A 23965-nucleotide genomic window follows, 5' to 3' on the forward strand; every position below is an offset into this window, starting at 1 on the left:
GAGCCAAGCTCAACTCACTCGCGCAACGGGTGTTATTTCACAGAACCTGCCAACAAACCGCGCACTAAATAGCGCTGCAAGCTGAAGAAGACACACAAAGGAACAATAATGGTGATAAACGCCGACGCGGTCAGAATTTCCCAATTACCACCACGAGAACCTAGCAGCTCTCGCAACTGGCCAGTTAGCACCAAATGCTCTTCATTGTTCCCCAAGAAAACCATGGCGATTAACAAGTCGTTCCATACCCAAAGAAATTGGAAAATCGCAAACGAGGCCAACGCAGGGAAAGACAATGGCAAAATGATTTTGCGGAAAATATCAAAATCCGATGCACCATCAACACGGGCCGACTCAATAATTTCCCCCGGCAATCCGGCAATGTAGTTACGTAATAAATAAATCGCCAAAGGCAAACCAAACCCCGTATGCGCCAGCCAAATCCCCACATAGGTTTTTGAGCCAACACCAAAGAACTCACCTATCAAGTTGTAGCTTTTAAGCAAAGGAATCAACGACATTTGCAGAGGCACTACCAACAACCCCACTACCGCAGCGACCAACAATGCTCGGCCTGGAAAACGCATCCACGCCAAGGCATACGCAGCAAACGCAGCCACCAAAATAGGAATAATTGTCGCAGGAATCGTCACCGTTAAGGAGTTTAAGAACGATTGTCCCAACCCTTCCGCACTTAAAACCTCGCGATAGTTGTCCAAAGTAAAACGCGGAGGCACTTCTGCCGTGTAGAAAATCCGTTGTCCTCGCGACCCCTTCCATTCGGTTGGAGAAGAAAGAGCATAGTCACCGTTCGGCATCACTTGTAAGGTCTGCCCTTTCCTCATTTCAGCTAAGTCTCCCGCTGAAAATGCTTCAGGCTCTAACGAGCTAAAACCAAACTTGGTCACTTTTGCCGATGAATTCGTCAACAAATTACCGCGAATAACAAACAGATCGCCCTCTTGGGCTTGGGCACTCGGTCCATTGGCGCGGTCAACAATACGTTGTTCCGAAGTCGATAGTGCCGTCCACCAGCCAGACACAGACAGCTGGTCTTTGTCACGAATGGAAGAAATAAACAACCCAGCGGTTGGAATCGTCCAAATCACTACCAAGAACAAAACAGTGGCGTGTACCAAATAAGTCAATGGGGAACGTTTTGATGATGCAATCATATTAACGACCCTCCATTTCTGCGTTCGCACGCTTTATATTCCAAATCATAATCGGGATAACCAACACCATAATCACAATGGCAACCACAGCGCCGCGACCAAAATCGCCGCCGCCACGGAACATCCAATCAAACATCTGATTCGCTAAGACTTGCGTATCCCATTGGCCATTTGTCATCGCCAGTACAATATCAAATACCTTGAGAACCAAAATGGTGATCGTCGTCCAAACAACCGCAATGGTTCCCCAAATTTGCGGCACCATAATTTTAAAGAAAATCTGCACACCATTAGCGCCATCTAACACTGCCGCTTCAATGGTTTCATCAGGGATCCCGCGTAACGCCGCGGACAAAATAACCATCGCAAAACCGGTTTGAATCCAGATTAGGATGATCATCAAAAAGAAGTTATTCCAGAAAGGGATAGTGATCCAGTTTTGTGGCTCACCACCAAAGAACACCACAATGGCATTGAGCAAACCAATTTGAGCATCATCGCCACTACGGAAGTCGTAGATAAACTTCCAAATGACCGATGCACCGATAAACGAAATCGCCATCGGCATAAAAATCAGACTTTTCGCAATATTTCCCCACCAGATACGGTCTGTCATGGTGGCAATAATCAAACCAAAAAAGGTCGCGGCAGTTGGTACAACAATCAGCCACAACATGTTGTTGCGGAAGGATTCAAAAAACTCATCACTGTTAAACAACCACACATAGTTTGAAATACCTACAAACTCATCGCCACTACGGTCAAAGAAGGACAAGCGAATGGAATCGATAACGGGGTAAAACAGATAAAACGTCAGCAACAATACCGCTGGGCCTAAAAACAGCCAAGGGCGAATGGTATTGGAAATACGCAGATTTCGAGCGACTTTTTGAGCCGGTCCACTTTTCGTCGGAAAGACTTTATCCAATAGGACATTAGAACCGTAAAAATACACAGCACATCCCAGTACACCCAAAAGCATGGTCACTAACGCGGAAGCGAGCTGAGCCATATAAACTCCAAAAATTCTTAGAACAAACAGATCACCCAAGGGCCATCTGGTAATGTGAACAACAAATAATAAAGCCTCTAAACGATCACTCGTTTAGAGGCTTTTAGTTAGCTTATTTCAACGCATCCCATGTTTTCTGAATATCATGAGCAACTTCTTTTGCGTCTTTACCGCCAGTGTAATCCACCATTCCAGTCCAGAAAGAACCTGCACCGATTTTGCCCGGCATCAAGTCAGACGCATCAAAGCGGAACGTGGTTGCATAACGCAGGATCTCACCTTGCTTCTTCGCTGTTTCACTCGCATAAGTTTCAGGATTGGCTTTCAAATGAGCCGAAATGAAACCTGTTTGAGCCATCCACAACTCATGAGCGATTGGAGAACGAATGAAGTCGATAAAAGCACGCGCGCCTTTTGAATCATTCGTAATACTTACCAAAGTTCCCGCACCCAATACTGGGTTACCTAGATCTTTAGACTCATACGAAGGGAAATAGAAGAAATCAGCGTCTAGACCAAGCTGTGTTCCTTCAGGGAAGAACGCAGGAACGAAAGACGCTTGACGATGCAAGTAACACTTAGGTGGCGATTGGAATAACCCTTTAGGGCTATCACGGAAGTCCGTAGAAGACACCGCACCAGCACCACCATCGACAAAGTCGTCATTACGAGCAAACCAGCCAAATTCCTCAATCGCGCCAACCACACGAGGGTCATCAAACTTAATTTCGTTGGTTACCCATTTGTCGTAAACCGATGCAGGCTGTGTACGCAACATAAGGTCTTCTACCCAATCCGTTGCAGGCCAACCCGTTGCTGCACCAGAACCCAGTCCGATACACCAAGGCGTGCCGCCATCAGCAACAATCTGTTCGGTCAGTGATTTTAGGTCTTCCATGGTTTCAGGCACATCGTAGCCTGCATCTTGAAAGTTATCTGGCGAGTACCAAACCAAAGATTTCAAATCCGCACGGTAAAAGACACCGAAGAGCTCTTTGTCACCATTTTGGTCTTTAAAGGTTGCCAAATCTGCCCAAGATTGCCCTGCTGCATAGTCGTTCACTACGGCCTTTTTCACGGTATCGCTTAGTGGCGCTATAAAGCCTTTCGCCGCTAAATCGGCCGCTAGACCAGGCTGAGGAAAAACAGAAATATTAGGGGCACTGCCCGCTTGGGCATCAATAACAATTTGTTGCTCAAAGGAATCTGAACCTGCGTAATTGACTTTAGCGCCAGTGGCTTTTTCAAAATACGCAACAACACGTTCAAAGTTACCTTTCTCGTCACCCATCCAAGGGCCGAATACGGAGATAGTTTCACCTGACAAATCTGTAGACTTCAAAGCTTCATAGCTGCTCCAGCTAAAACGAGAGTCTTCACCAGGTGTGAACATAAGATCAGCTGCATTCACAGCATTTGCGGAAAGCGTCAGGGCTACCGCCGCGGACAATAGAGACTTTTTCATCATCGCTCCTTACGGCACACTTGGGATCCTCCCAAAGTACGCCTTTGTTTTTATTATCGTAGGTCGAAACACACTAAACATGTCTTCTATAAGGATTAAGAAGGAATTTGATTATTAACAAACAAAACCCGCGCTTCAAGCACTTAGCGTCCTTAATATTAACTTAATTATTTGTTAAATTTAGTTGGTTATTACGAAAACGCGAATATTATCTATTCTCAATAGTCTGTATAAAAAACCAACAACATAGGGTTTTCTCTCTGAATTCAGCAAGTTAATGCTCACTTATCGAGCATTTTATACCACTTTTGTTCTCAATTTTTGCTAAATTGATGGTGATTTTCTGGTCATAAAAAAAGCGCAGCCAAGCTGCGCTTTATAGGTGACAATACCGCTTTTTTATCTTCTTAACCGTTTAACTAAAAAATGGCCTTTCAACCTAAATCAGTGTCCGTTGGACTAGAACTTCGCTAATTGAGCCTCTGCTTCGGCAACAGTAGGCAAAGAAGGATACGCACCCAATTTAGTCACCGAGTCCGCACCACACGCCGCCGCAAAACGAACAATATCGATAAGCTGCTGTTGTGATAACCCAGCCAATGCTGCACGATCGCCACCTTGCTCTGCTAGCTTGTAAAGCAAGCCTCCAACAAAGGCATCGCCCGCCGCCGTGGTGTCTTTTACCTCGACTTTCGGTGTAATCACTTCACTGACACCATGAGCCTGCGTATAAAAGCGGATTGGATTACCGCCGTCCGTTAAGACAAATAAGGTCACGCCCGCAGCCAGTGATTGCTCGATCAGAGCAAATGGATCTTCCGCCAACACAACCAATTCTTCCAAGCTGGCTTTTACCACGTCGCCACTTTGCATCCAATCAATCACACGCTTGGTATCCACTTGACCATTGGGCCAAAGATTAACGCGTAAATTAACATCGATACTGACAATCCAATTGGCTGCACGCGCCATGCTCACACCAGCCAAGGTGGCCTTAGTAATATCTGCATCCGTTAAGGTATTGGAGCAAGTATGGAAAACCCCTTTGCTGCCTGCAAACCAAGCGTCATCGAAATCGTCTTCTCGAAACAAAATGTCTGCTGAAGGACTGCGATAAAATTCGAAGCTACGCTCGCCCGTCTGGTCTAGACTCACAAAAGCCAACGCGGTTTTGGCTTCTTTGGTCATCAGCATATTGCTGGTATTCACGCCATAATCATCAAGAGATGCTTTCAAGAAATGGCCAAACGCATCATCACCCACTTGACCAACAAAATGACTGTTACCGCCTAGGCGAGCCACAGCAACGGCAACGTTCGCTGGCGCACCACCTGGAAACTTCGTAAAAGATTCAAGCTCTCCGGCTTTGGTTGCTCCGTTTGAAAGAAAGTCGATTAAGGCTTCACCGAATGCCATCACTTTTGTTGTCATTATTGCGTTCTCTTTTAAATGCGTAAGTAGAAATAAGGATAGATGAAAAATTATGCAGGTGGAAAAGCCTTAAATCAATTTAATTTATTTAATTGACTTGGTGTCACCGCTTCGTTTGAACAATTGGTTCACTCTCACTTTCTTGCTAGACTCAAATATTACAAGACGGTTTTTATCTTAAATAGAAGCTCCACCTAGGTTTCTATCAACACTTCCACCGAGCAAAAGAATGACCAATGCAAAATGTATCTATGTTGTAGACGATGACGACGAGATTCGCACCCTGCTCAAAACGTATTTAGAAAAGCACCAATTTAACGTACTTACCGCTGATTCTGGCGAAGCGTTCTTGGCAAATTTTCGAGCAGAGCAAGGCGTAGATCTGGTGATCTTAGACATCATGCTTCCGGGGCAAGATGGCTTTGCTGTGTGTCGTTCTTTGCGTGCTCTTTCGCAAGTTCCTGTGATTATGCTGACAGCCAACTCGGATGAAATGGATCGTATTATTGGTCTAGAAATTGGCGCGGATGATTACTTGGCAAAGCCATTTAACCCTCGTGAGTTGCTAGCGCGAATGAAAGCGATTTTGCGTCGTATGGAACACACCGAAGTAGTTGAAGTGACAACCGTTAGCCACCGCTTTTATCGGTTTGCCCAGTTCACCTTAGATACTGTGTCACGTGAGCTGCATTTTGAAGACAAAAAAGAATCGCTATCTGGGGCGGATTATAATTTGCTCATGTTGTTTTTGACTCACCCCGGTGCAGTACTCACGCGCGAACTCATCGCAGAAAATACCCGCGGGCGTGACAGCGCGCCCCTCGATCGCTTTATTGATGTCCATGTCAGCCGCTTACGCCAACGCTTGCATGAAGATGCTCGTCAGCCCCAACTGATCAAAACGGTCCGTGGCCAAGGCTACATCTTAACCGCCAATGTCGAAGTCATCAGTGATGTCCAATAGCACAGCTCAAAGCAGCCGCTCTCGCATTAAGCGCTGGTCACAATCACTGACAGGACAAATCTTGATTATTATGGCGCTTGGGGTAGCCAGCGCACAGTTTATTAGCTCGACCATTTGGCTGCGTCAGCTTGAATCCGACACCGAACAAAACGTCCGTGAAGTCTCTAAACACATGGCATTTCGTATCGCCGCCACTGTTAGCTACTTCACCTCTTTGCCCACCAATTATCGACATATCGTCATCGATCAATTGCAAGACATGGGTGGAACACGCTTCTTTGTAACGCTCAACAAAGAAGAAATTCTCATCAACAATATTCCTGACTCGCCGCTCAAAAACATTGTCAAAAACGAGGTGCAATCCACACTGATCAAACAACTGGGCATTCACAACGCCAAGATTGCATTTTCCAGCCCAAGCGATTTGCACGTGATCAACAATCATACTCGTCTTGTAGATTTGCCAGAACGCTGGGGACACCATAGTTTATTAGTGAAGCCTCTTACGCCGCCGATTATTGTCATCCAAATCCCCATCAACGACAAAGACTGGCTGTATTTGGCGAGCCTCATGCCAGACCCATATTTTCTGGATGGCAACTCAGCACTCACTGGCGATCGCTTGTTTTCCATGGCCATGTCGGTCATTACGGTACTCTTGCTAAGCATTATTATTCTGCGTCGCGTCACTCGTCCGCTGGCAACGTTGGCACGAGCAGCAGAACGCTTTGGGCAAGGCGATTGGAAACCGATACAAGAAGTAGGCAGTGTCGAAGTGCGTAATACCGCCAAAGCCTTCAATGATATGCAGCGCCGTATACAGCGTTATCTAAATGATCGGGAAAGACTGTTTGCATCCATCTCCCATGATTTGAAAACCCCCATCACTCGCCTACGGTTACGGGCAGAAATGCTCGACGAAGACGATACGCGCGACGCGATGATTCGCGACTTAGAAGACCTAGACATGCTGGTGAAAGGCGCACTACAAAGTGTGAAAGAAACCGATATTCATGAAAATCGCATCGAGGTAAACATCTCCCGCATGTTACGAGACATGCAAGCCACAGCCAATTTACACGATGTAAAGCTCACGGTTGTAGGGGATTTGAATCACCCATTTATTGGCAAACCACTGGCGATCAAGCGTTGCCTAGGCAACCTGGTTGATAACGCACTGTATTACGGAAAAACCGCCATCGTGTACATTGAAGATGATGAAGACGAAGTCTGTATTCGCATTTGTGACCAAGGGCCAGGCATTCCAATAGATAAAATGGACAAAGTCTTTCAACCCTATACGCGCCTTACTCCAGATCACTCTGGTCACCCAGGAGGCATGGGACTGGGATTAAGCATTGCACGAAATATTGCCCGCGCCCATGGTGGCGAAGTGACATTGAGCAATAATATTAAGCAAGGACTGGAAGCCAAGCTTTGGTTGCCAAGGCACTGATTTCATGGGCTTATGTGCAAAAAAACCGCAAAAAAGTCGTCAATAAAAAGCAACCTTGCAAGACTTTGTTACAATAGGTTGCTCTACTTTACCCCCCCTTGTCAGTTCCTTTGCTAAATTCTGTAACTCGAACACTCGCTTAAGCTGATCTTCAGAAAGCGAAGTCGATACAAAAAAATAACGCGATATCAAAGTCTGTAAAATGTCTTTGGTTGGATGATATAACAATAACAAAGGTTCCTATCATGAAAAAAATTGCTTTCGGTTTAACCACAGTTGCACTTTCTCTAGCCGCAGCGACTGCTCAGGCTGGTGAAGTAGAAGTTTTGCATTGGTGGACATCAGGTGGCGAAGCCGCTGCGATCAATGTACTTAAAGAAGAAATGGTAGACGCTGGCCACACTTGGAAAGACTTCGCAGTCGCAGGTGGCGGTGGTGAATCCGCCATGACCGTTCTAAAATCTCGTGCCATTTCTGGCAACCCACCTTCCGCTGCTCAAATTAAAGGCCCAACCATTCAAGAATGGGGTGATCTTGGTTTCCTAACAAACCTTGACGATGTGGCAAAAGCAGGCGAATGGGACGTTATCCTTCCTCAAGTCGTTAGCGATACGATGAAATACGACGGTCATTATGTTGCGGCACCAGTAAACGTTCACCGCGTAAACTGGATGTGGGCAAACCCTGAAGTATTCCGTAAATCTGGCGCATCTATCCCAACAACATGGGAACAGTTCATCGTAGAAGCGAAGAAAATCAAAGCAGCGGGATTCACTCCACTTGCTCATGGTGGTCAGAACTGGCAAGACGCGACTTTGTTTGAAGCCATTGCTTTGGCAAAAGGCGCTAAATTCTACAACAGCGCATTCATCGGTTTGTCTGACAAAACACTACGTAGCCAAGACATGATCGACGTATTTGACACCTTCAAGCAAATGCGTGAGTTCGTTGATCCAGGTTTCTCTGGTCGTGACTGGAACGTTGCAACTTCTATGGTTATCAATGGTGATGCAGCAATGCAAATCATGGGTGACTGGGCGAAAGGTGAGTTCACTGCAGCGGGCAAAAAAGCCGGTATCGATTACGTTTGTTACCCAGCGCCAGGCACAAGCGGTGCTTTCACTTTCAACATCGACTCTCTAGCGATGTTTAAAGTAGACGGTAAAGACAAACAAGCTGCGCAAAAAGACCTTGCTCGTTTGATTCTTGAGCCTAAATTCCAAGAAACGTTCAACTTGAACAAAGGTTCTATCCCTGTTCGTTTGAATATGCCACGTGAGAAATTTGATACGTGTGCACACGCTTCTATGGATGCTTTCCTAGCAAGCTCTACGACTGGCAACCTAGTACCAAGTATGGCTCACGGCATGGCTGTGAACTCTATGGTTCAAGGCGCTATCTTTGACGTTGTAACGAACTTCTTCAATGATGAGTCTATGACATCTAAAGAAGCAGTAGACAAGCTAGCACGTGCAGTTAAAGCAAGTATGTAAGATCCAATCTGCAGATCTTTGACTTGCAGTAAACATACGAGGCTGACCCTCAGGTCAGCCTCTTCTTAAGATTTCTCAGAGAATGCCAAAACATCACAAGCAAAGATAACTCAGGAGTTTACATCCTAGCGTCGAGCCTTGTCGTTTTATCGCACTCTCTTCTATAGTGAAGCATCAAATATGAACACTAAAGCCGCCAATACTGGGTCAGGGCCGACTCAGTCAGGACGTCCTGCGCGCCTCAGTCTGGCAGATTGGATGCCGAAAATTGTCATGGCCCCAACGGTAATCGTTACCTTGGTGTGCATTTACGGCTACATGATTTGGACAGCCGTTCTCTCTTTCACTGGTTCTCGTATGTTGCCGTCGTACAACTTTGTCGGCTTTGATCAATACGAGCGCCTATTTAACAACGACCGCTGGATGGTAGCCCTATCCAACCTTGGGATCTTCGGTGGTTTGTTTATTGCTATCTGTTTGTTCCTTGGCGTAACACTGGCCATTTTTTTGGATCAAAAGATTCGTGCTGAAGGCGCGATCCGTACAATTTATCTATACCCAATGGCGATTTCTTTCATCGTAACCGGTACCGCTTGGAAATGGTTGCTTAACCCAACCAACGGCCTAGAAAAAATGATGGTCGACTTCGGCTTTGAAAACTTCAAATTCGATTGGTTAATCAACCCTGACATGGTGGTCTACTGTTTGGTTATCGCCGCCGTTTGGCAAGCCTCTGGCTTCGTCATGGCCTTGTTCCTAGCGGGACTTCGTGGCGTTGATGGCGACCTTATCAAAGCGGCACATCTTGATGGTGCAAGCACATTTACGACGTATCGTCGTATCATCTTGCCATCATTAAAACCTGTATTCTTCAGTGCCTTGGTCGTTCTGTCGCACATTGCGATTAAGAGTTTCGACTTGGTTGCAGCGTTAACCAATGGCGGACCAGGTTACGCCTCCGACCTACCGGCTAACTTCATGTACACCTACACCTTTACCCGTAGCCAAATCGGCTTAGGTTCAGCGTCTGCAATGGTGATGCTAGGTTGTGTCTTGGCGATTTTGGTTCCTTATTTGTATTCTGAGTTGCGAGGTAAACGCCATGAGTAATAAAGCCGTTGGCCGTAAAACATCTGGCCTAGACAAAGCACTACGCGTTGCCCTGTACACGGTATTACTTGTCGTCGCTGCGTTCTATCTGATGCCGTTTATCGTCATGTTACTGACCTCTCTAAAAGATGTTGAAGAAATTCGTACAGGCACACTCTTGTCTTTGCCTGCTACCTTGAATTTCGAGTCTTGGTCAAAAGCATGGTCAAGTGCTTGTACTGGCGGTAGCTGTGGTGGTATTTCGCCTTACTTTATGAACTCGTTTCAAATCGTTTTACCAGCGGTCGCTATTTCAACTTTGGTGGGTGCGCTAAACGGTTACGTTATTTCCTTATGGAAGTTCCGTGGTAGTGATTTCTTCTTTGCTGCTATGTTGGTTGGTTGTTTCATTCCGTTCCAAGTGATCTTGTTGCCAATGGCACAAACACTAGGTTGGTTAGGCATTGCTAATACCACATCGGGATTGGTGTTCGTACACGTGGTTTACGGTATCGCCTTTACAACCTTGTTCTTCCGTAACTTTTATCAGTCTATCCCGGGTGAATTGGTAAAAGCGGCTCGTCTTGATGGCGCAGGCTTCTTTACTATTTTCTACCGCATTATTTTGCCGGTTTCTACGCCGATCATCGTCGTAACCGTCATTTGGCAGTTTACGCAAATTTGGAATGACTTCTTATTTGGCGTGGCCTTTTCTGGTTTTGATACTCAGCCAGTAACGGTGGCCTTGAACAACTTGGTAAACACCAGCTTCGGCGGTAAGGAATACAACGTCGACATGGCAGCAGCCATTATCGCCGCCCTACCAACACTGGCCGTTTACGTGTTTGCAGGAAAATACTTCGTCCGTGGCTTAACAGCTGGTGCTGTAAAAGGCTAACAGTGGTTTAGCAACCTAGCGAACAACGATAAAGACAAAATGCACTCGCGCCTTCTACCTAACACAGCGCGAGTGAACTAAAAAATTCGGAGTAATAACATGGCAAACCTAGTCATTGATAATGTTAAAAAGCGCTACGGCGAGACTGAGATTTTAAAAGGCATCAACATTTCCATCAAAACAGGTGAATTCCTCATTTTGGTTGGACCATCTGGTTGTGGTAAATCCACCCTGATGAACTCTATTGCCGGTCTTGAAGACGTTAGCGAAGGTCGCATCCTAATCGCAGATAAAGACGTAACTTACACCAGCCCAAAAGATCGTGATATCGCGATGGTGTTCCAGTCTTACGCCTTGTACCCAAACATGACAGTAGAGCAAAACATCTCTTTCGGTTTGGAAATGCGTAAAGTGCCAAAAGAAGAGCGCGATGTGGAAGTTCAACGCGTTGCTGAATTGTTGCAAATCAGCCACCTGCTTGACCGTAAACCCGCACAATTGTCTGGTGGTCAGCGTCAGCGTGTTGCTATGGGTCGTGCCTTAGCGCGCCGTCCACAGCTTTACTTGTTTGATGAGCCATTGTCTAACCTTGATGCAAAACTGCGCGTAGAAATGCGTACAGAGATCAAGAAGCTGCATAAAAAGCTGGGTACAACCATCGTTTATGTAACACACGATCAGATCGAAGCCATGACATTGGCCGATCGCATCGCAGTAATGAAAGACGGACAAGTGCAACAGCTTGGTACGCCACAAGAAATCTACGACAACCCAGCAAACTTATTTGTTGCAGGCTTCATGGGTTCTCCAGCGATGAACTTCATTCCAGCGAATGTCGTTGAACAAAATGGCACGCCAATGTTGGAACTGGCTACTAGCACAACGGTTGCACTGCCATTCCCGAAACCAGAGTCTCTCAAAGATTACGTTGGCAAAACAGTATTGCTTGGCTTGCGCCCAGAAATGATCACAGAGCCGCAACCACACAAAGAAGGCCAACCATTTGTCACAACCACAGACATAGAAGTGGAAGTAACAGAACCTATGGGTGCCGATACAATGATTTTGACTCGTGTTAACGATGCAGAAATCAACTGTCGTTCTAACCCTATGTACCCAGCTGCTGCGGGCTCAATCATCAAAATGATGTTTGATACTTCCAAAGCCGTTGTTTTTGATCAAGAGTCTGGCAAACGTCTTGATGTTTGATAGTTACCATTTATAACGTTTTAGCTTTTATAAGCGAGCCTGTGAAAGAGTGAAACTCTATCGCAGGCTTTTTTTTACCTGAAAAGCGTAAGATATTGCACAAATGGTCAAAATTACTGCACAGTCTCTCGAACTTGTCATAAATATGCGATACATTTTCACAACTGCAATTAAATAAGTCGCCCTAAAGCGACCATTTGATTACTCAGAATCCAAGAACGGTCGACTAATATCATGTAAGGAACGAATCCATGAAATTTACCAAGCGTTTGATCACGAATCTTGCCATTACAGGCGTTGCTCTTTCTGTAACGGCTTGTTCAATGATGGGACCTCAAAAGCCAGACTGGCAAGCAGACAAAGAATATCGAGTCACCATTTTGCACACCAATGACCATCACGGTCGTTTCTGGCAAAACGACAAGGGCGAATACGGCATGGCCGCTCGCAAAACCTTAATCGACAATATTCGTGAAGAAGTAGCGCTAGACGATGGTAATTCATTATTACTGTCTGGTGGTGACATCAATACCGGTGTTCCAGAGTCTGATCTACAAGACGCAGAGCCAGATTTCCGTGGCATGAACATGCTGAAATACGATGCAATGGCGCTGGGTAACCACGAATTCGACAACCCGCTTTCTGTATTGAGACAACAACAAGAATGGGCAGGCTTCCCTTTCCTTTCTGCCAACATTCTTGATGAAAAAACAGGCAAACCATTATTTGATGCCTACAAAATTTTCCAAGTAGATGACCTTAAAATCGCGGTTGTGGGTTTCACTACCGACGACACGGTTAAGCTAGGTAACCCTGAATTTTTAGAGGGTATCAAGATTGAATCGCCAATCACGGTAGCCAAAAAACTGATTCCTGAGTTACGCAAAAAAGCGGACCTAGTGATTGCAGTCACTCACATGGGACACTACCAAGACGGCAATTATGGTGGCAATGCACCAGGCGATGTCACCTTGGCTCGAACCGTTCCTGGCATAGATGTCATCGTTGGTGGTCACTCTCAAAACCCATTGACTGAACCAGACGAGCAAAACGGCACGCTGATCCTTCAAGCGCACGAATGGGGTAAATACGTTGGCCGCCTAGACTTTGTCTACAAAAACGGAGCGATTGTTTGGTCTGAATACGAACTTATTCCGGTCAACTTGAAGAAAAAGATCACCAATGCCGATGGCAAATCTGAGCGCGTTTTCATCCAAGAAGAAATCGCCCAAGATCCAACCATGCTTGAAATGCTAACGCCTTTCCAAGAAAAGGGTCAGAAAGAGCTAAACATCGAAATTGGCTTCTCGAATGATGATTTTGTTGGTGAGCGCAGCATTGTCCGCAGCCAAGAAACCAACTTAGGTAACCTGATTGCCTTCGCAATGAAGCAAAAAGTGAACGCCGATATTGGCGTAATGAACTCTGGCGGCATTCGTGACAATCTAGAAAAAGGCATCGTAACCTATAAGAGCGTGTTGAAAGTTCAGCCTTTCGGCAACATGGTGTCTTATGTTGATTTCACCGCGGACGAGCTAACCGATTACCTTTCAGCTTTGGCTGCTAAACAAGCGGGTACAGGCGCATTCGCTCAGTTCAGTGGCGTGTCTTTAACATTAAAAGACGGCAAAGCAACCAACATCATGGTGAACGGTAAAGCCTTAGACGCAGACAAAACCTACCGTGTTGCGATGAATAACTACTCGGCTTCAGGCGGTGATGGTTACCCTAAAATCGTCAATCATCCAAACTACGTAAACTCTGGTTATGTAGATGCCGATGTGTTGGTGGAATACATCCGTAATAACTACCCACTTGATGGCGCGAAATTTGCGCCAACTGGTGCTGTGAAGCGTTAATCAAAAGACAAAACGTAACCACAATAAAGCCCCAATAGATTCGTCTATTGGGGCTTTTTATGAGTAGTCTTAAAAACAGGTTAGCGACAGGGTCACTCTTTTTTATAGGACAAGGACCAAGTCAGGGGTGTCGGTAGTTTTTCGGATTCCAACTTAACAGTAAACAGCAATTCATTCTCGCCTACCTGCTTCCAGGTATTGGTGCGTTTGCCACGCTCTGACTCTAATACCAACACCACAGAGTCAGCTGTTTGCTGATAAGTACCGGATATATCAATGCCTTCTTCATCTTGCTTAAACACATCGCCCTTTGCCGCAATCGGCATGGAATCCATGTCGGCACTGTCACATTGCCATTGAAACTGCTTGGCTTGCCAACCTAATGTCCACTGCTGGCAAATCTGTGTTTGTTTTTTCAATACCGGTCGCGCCAACGCACGAATAAAGAAATTCATCTCCTGCGCCACGTTTTCAACCGCTTCATCCAACGTAGCTTGTGTGCTCCCTGCGTTTTGCAGAACCCATTTACCCGCTAAGTCATCACTTGACGCTTGCGCTGCTGCGCTAAACCCCATGACCGCAACGATTCCAGCACAAACACCAACACCACCAATCAGCTTGTTCACCTTGCTTCTCCTTATTTTTATTGTGAACTGATAATGGCAAAGAACTCAGCGCTTGTAAGGCGCAAAAACGCGCACAATGACTGACATTTAGCGCCAAAATCATTAAAAAGAGAGAGAGCGACAGGTTAAACGCTTTCGGTTTGTAGCGGAAAAATCGTCGCACTACGCAGATATTCAGTGGCAAGATCTTCTCTTACTGGCATCGAAAAATAATAACCTTGGTACGTTGTGCAACCGATGCTGCTTAAGATCTCTTTTTCAATGAGCCTTTCCACGCCTTCTGCCAAAACCGTCACGTTCATATGCGCTGCCATTGAGAGGATAGTGTTAATAATCACATGGCTCTTAGGGTCGCAAGAAAGATCTCGGACAAAAGATTGGTCCACTTTTAATTGGTTAATGGGGAAGTGCTGCAGATAACGTAACGACGAATAGCCAGTGCCAAAATCGTCAATAGAAAAACGGATACCCTGTTCTTTCAGACGCCACATTTTCTCTGCAACAGAAGAGATATTTTCGACCAGCATGCCTTCCGTGATTTCCAGATCGAGTAAATCCGAATCTATTTGAGCCGCCTCTATGACACATTGGACGGTTTCGACAAAGTTCTCTTTGGCAAATTGGTGCGGGCTGATATTCACCGCCACCCCTTTAAATTCGGCTGGCAAGCCCATGGTTTGCCAAACTTTCAATTGCTGGCATACCGTTTCAAGCACCCAATTACCCATGTCATAAATGAGACCTGTTTCCTCAGCGACGGGGATAAAGCGATTTGGAGGCACCAAACCAAGCTCTTTATTAAACCAGCGTAACAGTGCTTCGAAGCCTATCAGTTCGCCATTTTCATTGACCTGAGGTTGGTACGCCAAATACAACTCATCATTGCTAATCGCACTGTGCAGCGCCTTTTCAAGTAACGCACGCTCGGTGACTTGTTGCTGCATGCCTTGTTGATAAAAACGGAAGGCATTTCGGCCACTTTCTTTGGCTTCATACATGGCCGTATCGGCATAACGTAAGATCTGCACACCATTGGCATCATCCTGTGGAAACAAGCTAATACCAATACTCGCAGAGATAAATAAATCCGTCTGCTCCAAACGAAATGACTGAGACAACTGCAGCAATAACGTCTCTGCTAATACGGTCACTCTATTTTGTGCTCTTTCCAAATCATCAGCGAGCACTGGAACCAACAAAACGAATTCATCGCCCCCCATTCGAGCCGCAATATCAGCATCAGATAAACACGATAAAATACGCTTTGACGCTTCAATCAACAGCGCATCACCAATATGGTGACCCATAGAATCATTGACGTTTTTAAAGCGGTCTAGGTCAATAAACAACACAGCACCAATGTGGCCATCGTTCTGTGCCGTCGAGATCACACTGTCGATGTTCTGATTTAAAAAGCGTCGATTAGGTAAATTGGTTAACGCATCGTAATAGGCTAAAAACTGAACTTGCTCTTGGTCTAGTTTACGCTGTGTGATATCACGAAATGACGCCAGAAAGCGCGCCTCATGATCCAAAATAATAATGTTCCCACACACTTCAACAGGGAAATCGACGCCATTACTGCGACGATAATTAGTCTCATAAACTTGAGCTTCACCTTGAGACCATTCAGCCCACTCTTTTAATCGCTCTGGTGTATGATCAAAATCGATTTGCTGGATGTTTAACGTCAATAATGTGTGTTTATCATAAGCCAATAATCGACAAGCCTCGTCGTTACAATCGAGAATCTTCCCTTTTAAATTGGTCAGTAACATACATTCACTGGACTGGTGCAGTACCGCTTTGAAATAGGCTTCACTTTTCGCCAGCTCTGTCTCAACCTTCTTACGTTTATGCCAGAGTGCCGTAATCGTTCTTGCTAAAATGCCCAATTCATCTTCGCGAGCATTCTGAGCGAAACTCAACTGAGCTGGGCCATTATCCTCTTGATCTAGCTTGCCTAACTGTTCAATCATTCGAGAAAGCGGGTGAGAAATTTGCACGTAGAACAACATAAACATTGCCACACCAAGCAACAATGCCGATACCATTGACGTCGCCAGTAAGCGGACATTACGGCGTAAGAAACCATTTGTTACAGCGCCGCTGTCTATGGTGACAATCACACGCCCCACAATGAAGTGAGGGCCGCGCCTTAATGTCAGTTGGAAGTCCTGTGGTAATCCGCTGAATACTTTTTCAGATAACCCGCGAAAAAACATGGGCTCCAAAGGGCGATAGGTGCTCGCCAGTTCGTAACCCAAATCATCTTCCAAGCGCGCTTTATAAAAACTATTCGAACGCATCAACCCAACAAGTACTTTTTTGGCCAAATCCTCATCCAATGAATACGCCGCTTCCGTCGCTGCATTCTCGGCGATATACAAGGTCGACATAACATGAGATTGAATGGCCGCTTTCTCGTCTTGCCAATCCACAAAGATCTGCAAAGCGCTCATCGACAAGCTGAGCAATAAAATCAGCATCAATGCCCATTTGGCTTGTTTATAAGAAAGACGCTTACGAAGTGGTAACATAATTCCTCACGCTATGCGCTAATGTGATAGAGACGGAAGACCATATCTTTCGAATATCACATCCCTCTCTCCACTTTCATTCAATTCCATTAACCCTTTGTTCAAAAGGTCGCGCCACTTTTCAGCGTTCGGGTATTTCTTGCTAAAGCAGACGGCATAATGATCTAAGCCAACCCCAAAAACATCATAAAAACTAAGCTGATCAATGACGCCCATGCGCCTTGCAGCAAACATCGCGCTATCACGCTCTGTCATAAAAATTTCTTTGTTGCGACGCAGCACGAGGTTAATACCTTGATCTAATCCAGGAACCGAGTAATACGGAATATCGGCCCCCTGCAAAATATCAGTCTGAGACCAACCATTTACTGCCGCAACATGATATTGATTGAGCAAAGCTAAGTTCGGCGTTTCACCGTCCAGAAAACCGCGCCGAGTAACAAACGCATTAGATGAATCGCTTAACGGCGCAGAGAAAAGCGCAAAAGTTTCACGCCCTGGAAGCCTCCGACAAGACACAGCCCCCAGTACCAAACCCTTTTCAACATCACGCATTATGCGCTTCCAAGGTGTTAGCTCTATTCGTACCTGCACGCCTTGCGTTGCGTAAGCCGCACGTAATATATCCACATCAAAACCGTACACAGCGTCCTCATCAAAACCTTCCGGAGGCGGAATAATGTCAGGATCAATAATATGAGGCGGCAAGTGAATGGTGTGTAAAACGATTTCTTTGGCATGAATAGCCGTAGCAGGTATGAATAGGAAGCCCAAAAGACACGAAATAAGAAAACGAGGGAATCCTTTCATATTGACGCTGTTCTCTGCTCTATTCAGGGGAATTTGACCAAAACATCACCGATTTACCATTGTATAAATATGCAGCAGAACACAAAGTGACTCAAGCTTTAAACGCCCTAATAGCGGCTGCTTTGCAAATTGTTACAAAACAAAAAATCACCGCCTTGGGATATGACAGGCAAAAAAAATCTAGCCGAAGCTAGATTTTAGAAATGCTTAATAAGAAACCCGGACTCTCTACCGACTTCCATTAACCACAGCGATAAATATTATTTATACGCTTCTACTTTTCAAACAAAGCCGCGCGCTGCGCTTCCATAATTTCATTGATGCCCTTACGAGCCACAGCCAACATACCAGCCATCTGCTCATCACTGAACGCTTCGCCTTCTGCAGTGCCTTGGATTTCAATGAAACCGCCTTTATCGTTCATGATCACGTTCATGTCCGTTTCAGCATTAGAATCTTCTGGATAATCCAAATCCAACACAGGAACACCCTGATAAACGCCCACAGAAATCGCTGCGATTTGCGATACGATTGGATTTGCTTTGACCTTTTTGTTCTCCACCAAGACACGCATCGCATCCGCCAACGCCACAAAACCGCCAGTAATAGAAGCAGTACGAGTACCGCCATCCGCTTGAATAACGTCACAGTCAATCGTGATGGTGTTTTCACCTAATTTTTTAAGATCCACAGCCGCACGCAAAGAACGACCAATCAAACGCTGAATCTCAACCGTACGACCCGTTTGCTTACCACGAGCCGCTTCACGATCCATACGGCTGTGCGTAGAACGAGGCAACATACCGTATTCTGCTGTAATCCAACCTTGGCCCTTGCCTTTCAAAAAACGCGGCACGCCAGAAACCACAGTCGCCGTACAAATAACTTTCGTGTCGCCACATTCGATCAGCACAGAGCCTTCGGCATGCTTAGTGAAATTACGTGTGATTTTAAGTGGACGTAATTGATCAGCTTCTCTTCCGCTTGGACGCATATTTGCTCTCTCTATCGATAAACATCATAAAGGCGCAATTATAACGAACCCACGCAAAATTGCGCCCCCGACAAAAGGAAAACATGACATTGAGCACACCTGTCGAACAAAGTCTGGTTAGGCTACAATGTCGCCTCTATTTTTAACAAAGTATTGGCAAGCACAGTAATCGTGCAAAGGCCTCTCTATTTATTTTTTACTTAGGTACTCAACATGACAGCAAGCATGACCGCCTTCTCACGCCAAGAAGCCGTATACGATTGGGGCACCATCAGCTGGGAAGTGCGCTCCGTAAACCAGCGCTACCTAGAACCCAACTTTCGTCTACCTGAAAACTTCCGCGAGCTTGAATTTGCGTTTCGTGACGTGCTTCGCAAAAAAATAAACCGCGGCAAACTAGAATGCCAACTGCGCTTCCAAGGCGTCGACAAAGCGGCCACCAACCTGACAATCAACCCAAGTAACGCTCAAGCCTTGGCAAACGCCATCGAAACCCTAGGCACTTGGTTCAAAGACCTCGACCCTGCCAACCCATTAGACATCCTAAAATGGCCAGGCATCCTAAGCGACGAAGGCAACGACTTTGAAATCATCAAAAAAGCGGTCGTGGAACTCTTTAACAAAAGCGTCGACGAACTCATCCAAGTTCGCCTACGTGAAGGCGCACAACTAAAAGACATCATCGAACAACGCCTAGACGCCATCGATGCCATCGTCGCAGACGTGCAAGCCAAACTGCCGGAAATCATCGCCGCGCAAAAACAAAACCTACTGGACAAACTGGAAGCCGCCAAAGTCGAACTCGACCCAATGCGCGTAGAAGCAGAAATCGTCCTACTGGCACAAAAAGCCGACGTCGCCGAAGAACTGGATCGCCTAGCGACCCACACCAAAGAAGTGCGCCGACAGCTGCAACAAAAAGGCCCCATCGGCCGCCGCCTCGACTTCCTAATGCAAGAACTCAACCGCGAAGCCAACACCCTTTCGTCGAAATCCATTGTGGTAGAGACAACGCAAAGCGCTGTGGAATTAAAGGTTTTGATTGAGCAAATGCGAGAACAGATTCAAAACATCGAATAATTTCGAATGGTAAGTGGGTGGCGATGCTATCCACTTCTTCGCTATCACTATATCGGGTCGCGGCGGCATTGCCCTGGCGTCATTCCAAATCTTTTTTTAAATATTTTACACAAATAACTGGTATCCCTGACACCAACTTCATCTGCGAGTTGCGCAAGGTCATGGCCAGAATGGGTCAATCGCCAGTAGACATGTTGTAATCGTAACTCTTGCCAATAATGACGCGCGGAAACACCGAGCTTTTGCTGAAATAAGCGGTCCAATTGACGTCGACTAATGCCAATGAGCGAAGCAACCTGTTCTACGGTTATTGTCTGTTCTAAGTTTTCTTGCATCAAAGAAACCGCTCTATCCATATGACGATTCCTGTATAGTCCTTGCTCTGACGATTTCAGGCGGTGTTGCATACTGCGATTTCCATCAACCAGCATATCCGCTAAGCCTTTTTCTGCTCTCGTCTGACCAACATGGTTTTGCAAAATTGCCACTGCAAGATCGATAGCTGCGCTTCCACCAGTACAACTGATCAGCTTGCGATCAAAATGATAAAGCTGTTCATCTCTTACGACTACTTTCGGATAAGTCGCTTTGAATTCACTGTGATGTCGCCAATGAACCACGACTTGATGACGATCTAGTAGCCCCAACTCTGCAAGGGTAAAGCAAGCATTATCGATGCTTACTATTGGTATTCTTTTGGCGGCAACAGTTCGAATAAAAGAGCGGTAACAAGCTGCCTGTTGCTGTGATTCAATCGCAGTGCGACTACCAAAGAACACCACATAGTCAAAATTCGCAAGCTGCACCTCACTAGGTTCGAGATCTACATTTATTGGAATCCCACTACTAGAAACAATTAATCCCTTGGTGTGAGATAAAATTTTCCATGAACAATACCGCTGTTGACTGTTATCGGCTTCATCTGCTGAAAAACGGAGCTTATCCAAGAAGCCACCAAACGGAAGCATGTTAAAATTATTTAGAGGTATCAATAGAAAGCGGACACCATTTTCATCATTCATTTGTCGCCCACCCTTTGTCTAAATAGTCGTACTTTGCGTCCAAATAATACCATATATAATGTTAAAGCTGAGAGATACTAAACCCAATTCAGTTTCTCAATTATTTGGTGAGTTATGACGTTTGAAATTTGGTGTGTATTTGCTTTATCTGCTCTAGGGCTTGCTTGTGTACCGGGCCCTAACTCACTATTGGCACTGAGCCATGGTGCTCGATATGGTTATAAAAAAACAATTTGGACGATATGTGGAGGTATTAGTGGCTTCTTCATATTGATCACGATAGCAATGCTCGGATTAGGCACGCTACTAAAAACCAATCCTGAGTTAATGATTGGTCTTCAATGGCTGGGCGCATTATACCTAGCATGGTTAGGTTTCAATTTGTTTTTCGCGTCTGCAAGTAGCTTAGAGCAAACAACAGTGGTTTCTACTTTGCCTAAAGAGCTATTTAAACAAGGTTATTTTGCAGCATTGTCTAACCCGAAAGTCTTGCTATTTTTTACTGCATTTTTAGCTCAGTTTATAAACCCAGACGAGGCATTTATTCCACAGTTTCTGGTGATAACATTGAGCTTTCTTTGCATCGAATTCGCCGTAGAGTTTTGCGTGGCGAGGTTAGCTGATAGGGTTCAAACGCTACTTTTGGCCAATGGGCGAATTTTCAATCAGTGTTGTGGTGCGCTATTCTTACTGTTAGCGATAATGGCTATTCTATTGTGAATGGCAAAGCTATTCTTTTATTGTGAATTGAAAAGTTTGTTTTACTGTCATTGAAAAAGCGCTGCATTTTCCTGTTTGCGCTGATCCAATGTCTTAGCAATCGCAGACACTGTTGTTTTACTGATCCCTTGCTGCTGTGCCAGATACGTAAATTGACTGATGACTTCTGCGACTTCTTCAATGACTTGCCTTGCATCATTCCAATTCGAAAAGCCAGCACTGGTAGCAAGTTTTTGCATCACCTTAAGCGGTGGCGCTTTGCCATAACCTCCGAACGCAGTGGCGTGTTCGTTAAATGGATGCGGGCTGTAGGTAACATCGTAAAAAGGTGCAGGATCCCATTGACCGTCGTCTGCTTGCAAAAACGCCCAGTTTTTACTGTGGTCGTCTTGATTAGACGACAGCAGGTTAAAAATGGCGCGGCGAAATTGCAGTTGTCCAGCCGCTGGAGATTTACACAACTGACGGCTGGCTTTAATTAAATCAATGTAATCTAAACTTGGTGTTCGAAAGTCTGCATCCAGCAGCCCACACGCGCTGTGCATATGCAATCGACCTGAACTACGATTGCTGCTTAAATTGGACTGCTCTGTGACATAATCAAAACGCTCGAGCGCCAACCAAGCAGGCGCACCGCTTGAGGATGGTGCTTCAATGAGCTGCCATAGCGGTGGTTGACACTTAGCTTGCTCAGCCATTTGTAAATAGACCGCCTCACACAAACCTTCTTCATGGCCGAGCGCGAGATTTTTAGAAGTAAATTTAATCAGCCACGCTTCATCACCAGGCTTTGCAAAGGTTCGACAATGCTGAGTTTCCCCAGCAGGCATATAAATTTGTGCCTTAGGTCTTGCCCCACCCGAACTACCTCCGGCGACTAATGCGGCCAACACCTTTTGCGTATGCCCATCTAACTCATCGTGATTATCATCCATATAATCTGACATTGAAGCATCGAACAGCGTTTGCGCTTCTAAGCCTAAAGTAGCTAAATCAATATCCGCGTGCGTGGTGGCTGAAAACTCAGACACCGGAGAAAAAGACAATGCCCCCATGCCTTTATCACCAACAAAGGCCAGTCTATCCATCGCCGTTAATTGATTAGGCAGGATGCCCTTTTGCCGGAAAATACGATCTTGTAACAGCATGCCCCAGCCATCGGGCAAACAATCTCCAAATACGCCATGTACACCTTGGTGCGGCGCTTTAGGAGCGACTTGAACTTGCGCGTTCGGATGCAAGGTAAAAGGTGATAAATTGCCAAACTGCTGCAAATAGCTGTCTGCATACTGAAAAAAAACGCCTTGCCGATTCTGCGCCAAGACCCCTACAGCAACCTGCTCACCTGATCTTAGCGTTCGAGTAACATTAAGCTTCTGAATGGGTTTAAAACTCATCTTTTAGCACCTCATCAATACTCGTGGGTATAGCAGCGCGTTCTTTGCTAGGTTGCGTGAGCTGATAAAACCTATCTAGCGAATCAAGGGTCTGCCATAGCAACAGCAATTGGCGAAATGAAATTTGCCCGGTCAGCTCAAATTTCTTAATGGTGGCCGCAGGTACACAGCTTCGCTCAGCAAGCGCCGCTCGTGACAGCTTTGCCTGCTTTCGTAACTCACGTAAATAAGCCGCATAGGCTTGGCTTACATCGGTATCATCAAGTAAGGTAAAATTCATCAGCAAAGACCAAATGGATACAGTTATATCCATAATAGCAAAATAAAACAGAAAGTGGGTATTATTATATCCATTACTAACCACTAATATTTAGTAAAAGCCATAGGCAAGTAGTGGGCAGTTTGGTGGGTAAACAGGCATTTTCAAACGGTTTCTTTTCGATAACTTATTGGGTTTGTTAGGGTCTAGGCTGGTACTCAATGAGCAGATTCAAAACATCGAATAGATTCCTAGGTAGAAAGTTCCCCGTCGAAGAACATCTAGAAGCCCTGTATTACCTTGTGAAGAGCATTGAAAATACAGGGCTTTTTTATTTTTCCCGCCCAAATCCGTTTGCAGAAATCCGTTACCACAACCTGTTAAGTGGTAGACACCATGGTGAGCTATTTAGAGGCACAGCTGCCGTAATACTGGCAGCTTTGCCCCAAATGCCCAAGGGGTAAGC

At 45.5% G+C, this 23965-nt stretch carries 20 protein-coding genes; 9 read left to right on the top strand and 11 right to left on the bottom strand.

Going from position 1 to position 23965, the window contains the following annotated elements:
- Window positions 1-32 precede the first annotated feature (32 nt).
- The 4 genes from DFP75_RS15990 to DFP75_RS16005 form a co-directional block, all read right to left on the bottom strand.
- Window positions 33-1175, bottom strand: coding sequence for a carbohydrate ABC transporter permease (locus tag DFP75_RS15990; RefSeq protein ID WP_110577054.1), 1143 nt, complete (start codon window positions 1173-1175; stop codon window positions 33-35).
- Between the two features lies 1 nt (window position 1176).
- A complete protein-coding gene (locus DFP75_RS15995) occupies window positions 1177-2187 on the bottom strand; it encodes a carbohydrate ABC transporter permease (RefSeq protein WP_110577055.1) in 1011 nt (336 codons plus the stop codon).
- 112 nt (window positions 2188-2299) lie between these two features.
- Window positions 2300-3652 (bottom strand): ABC transporter substrate-binding protein, encoded by a 1353-nt coding sequence (locus tag DFP75_RS16000; RefSeq protein WP_110577056.1) that lies wholly within the window; start codon window positions 3650-3652, stop codon window positions 2300-2302.
- Window positions 3653-4111: 459 nt separating this feature from the next.
- Window positions 4112-5083, bottom strand: coding sequence for a carbohydrate kinase family protein (locus DFP75_RS16005; RefSeq protein WP_110577057.1), 972 nt, complete (start codon window positions 5081-5083; stop codon window positions 4112-4114).
- A 229-nt stretch (window positions 5084-5312) separates the two neighbouring features.
- Between DFP75_RS16005 and DFP75_RS16010 the strand changes: the two genes are divergently transcribed.
- The 7 genes from DFP75_RS16010 to ushA all read left to right on the top strand — a co-directional run bounded on the left by DFP75_RS16010 (window position 5313) and on the right by ushA (window position 14051).
- Window positions 5313-6047, top strand: coding sequence for a response regulator (locus DFP75_RS16010; protein WP_110577058.1), 735 nt, complete (start codon window positions 5313-5315; stop codon window positions 6045-6047).
- Complete coding sequence (locus tag DFP75_RS16015) at window positions 6037-7503, top strand: ATP-binding protein (protein ID WP_110577059.1); 1467 nt, start codon at window positions 6037-6039, stop codon at window positions 7501-7503. Before DFP75_RS16010 ends, DFP75_RS16015 begins: the two co-directional genes overlap by 11 nt.
- 245 nt (window positions 7504-7748) lie before the next feature.
- Complete coding sequence (locus DFP75_RS16020) at window positions 7749-8996, top strand: ABC transporter substrate-binding protein (RefSeq protein ID WP_110577060.1); 1248 nt, start codon at window positions 7749-7751, stop codon at window positions 8994-8996.
- A gap of 180 nt (window positions 8997-9176) precedes the next feature.
- Complete coding sequence (locus DFP75_RS16025; RefSeq protein WP_175404971.1) at window positions 9177-10106, top strand: carbohydrate ABC transporter permease; 930 nt, start codon at window positions 9177-9179, stop codon at window positions 10104-10106.
- Complete coding sequence (locus DFP75_RS16030; RefSeq protein ID WP_110577061.1) at window positions 10099-10983, top strand: carbohydrate ABC transporter permease; 885 nt, start codon at window positions 10099-10101, stop codon at window positions 10981-10983. Before DFP75_RS16025 ends, DFP75_RS16030 begins: the two co-directional genes overlap by 8 nt.
- 99 nt (window positions 10984-11082) lie before the next feature.
- Entirely contained in the window at window positions 11083-12192 is a 1110-nt protein-coding gene (locus DFP75_RS16035) for an ABC transporter ATP-binding protein (protein WP_110577062.1), read from the top strand.
- A 251-nt stretch (window positions 12193-12443) separates the two neighbouring features.
- Window positions 12444-14051, top strand: coding sequence for a bifunctional UDP-sugar hydrolase/5'-nucleotidase UshA (gene ushA, locus DFP75_RS16040; RefSeq protein WP_110577063.1), 1608 nt, complete (start codon window positions 12444-12446; stop codon window positions 14049-14051).
- Window positions 14052-14143: 92 nt separating this feature from the next.
- On the opposite strand, the gene DFP75_RS16045 is transcribed toward ushA, so the two are convergent.
- The 4 genes from DFP75_RS16045 to rph form a co-directional block, all read right to left on the bottom strand.
- Entirely contained in the window at window positions 14144-14677 is a 534-nt protein-coding gene (locus tag DFP75_RS16045) for a hypothetical protein (protein ID WP_245927076.1), read from the bottom strand.
- Window positions 14678-14802: 125 nt separating this feature from the next.
- On the bottom strand, window positions 14803-17217 hold the full coding sequence (locus DFP75_RS16050; protein ID WP_110577064.1) for a putative bifunctional diguanylate cyclase/phosphodiesterase: 2415 nt from the start codon (window positions 17215-17217) through the stop codon (window positions 14803-14805).
- Between the two features lie 18 nt (window positions 17218-17235).
- Window positions 17236-18027, bottom strand: coding sequence for a substrate-binding periplasmic protein (locus DFP75_RS16055; protein ID WP_110577065.1), 792 nt, complete (start codon window positions 18025-18027; stop codon window positions 17236-17238).
- Window positions 18028-18301: 274 nt separating this feature from the next.
- Entirely contained in the window at window positions 18302-19021 is a 720-nt protein-coding gene (rph, locus tag DFP75_RS16060; RefSeq protein ID WP_110577066.1) for a ribonuclease PH, read from the bottom strand.
- A 213-nt stretch (window positions 19022-19234) separates the two neighbouring features.
- On the opposite strand from rph, the gene DFP75_RS16065 reads away from it, so the two are divergent.
- A complete protein-coding gene (locus DFP75_RS16065) occupies window positions 19235-20101 on the top strand; it encodes a YicC/YloC family endoribonuclease (RefSeq protein WP_110577067.1) in 867 nt (288 codons plus the stop codon).
- A gap of 47 nt (window positions 20102-20148) precedes the next feature.
- On the opposite strand, the gene DFP75_RS16070 is transcribed toward DFP75_RS16065, so the two are convergent.
- Window positions 20149-21123: a GlxA family transcriptional regulator gene (locus DFP75_RS16070; RefSeq protein WP_110577068.1), complete on the bottom strand. Its 975-nt coding sequence runs from the start codon at window positions 21121-21123 to the stop codon at window positions 20149-20151.
- A gap of 114 nt (window positions 21124-21237) precedes the next feature.
- Between DFP75_RS16070 and DFP75_RS16075 the strand changes: the two genes are divergently transcribed.
- A complete protein-coding gene (locus tag DFP75_RS16075) occupies window positions 21238-21843 on the top strand; it encodes a LysE family translocator (RefSeq protein WP_110577069.1) in 606 nt (201 codons plus the stop codon).
- A gap of 47 nt (window positions 21844-21890) precedes the next feature.
- Here DFP75_RS16075 and DFP75_RS16080 read toward each other — a convergent pair whose 3' ends face one another.
- On the bottom strand, window positions 21891-23240 hold the full coding sequence (locus tag DFP75_RS16080) for a type II toxin-antitoxin system HipA family toxin (RefSeq protein WP_110577070.1): 1350 nt from the start codon (window positions 23238-23240) through the stop codon (window positions 21891-21893).
- Complete coding sequence (locus DFP75_RS16085) at window positions 23230-23553, bottom strand: helix-turn-helix domain-containing protein (protein WP_425451241.1); 324 nt, start codon at window positions 23551-23553, stop codon at window positions 23230-23232. The genes DFP75_RS16080 and DFP75_RS16085 overlap by 11 nt, the downstream gene beginning before the upstream one ends.
- Window positions 23554-23965: the final 412 nt, after the last annotated feature.

The organism is Marinomonas alcarazii (assembly GCF_003208215.1).
In the GTDB taxonomy this organism is placed as follows: domain Bacteria; phylum Pseudomonadota; class Gammaproteobacteria; order Pseudomonadales; family Marinomonadaceae; genus Marinomonas; species Marinomonas alcarazii.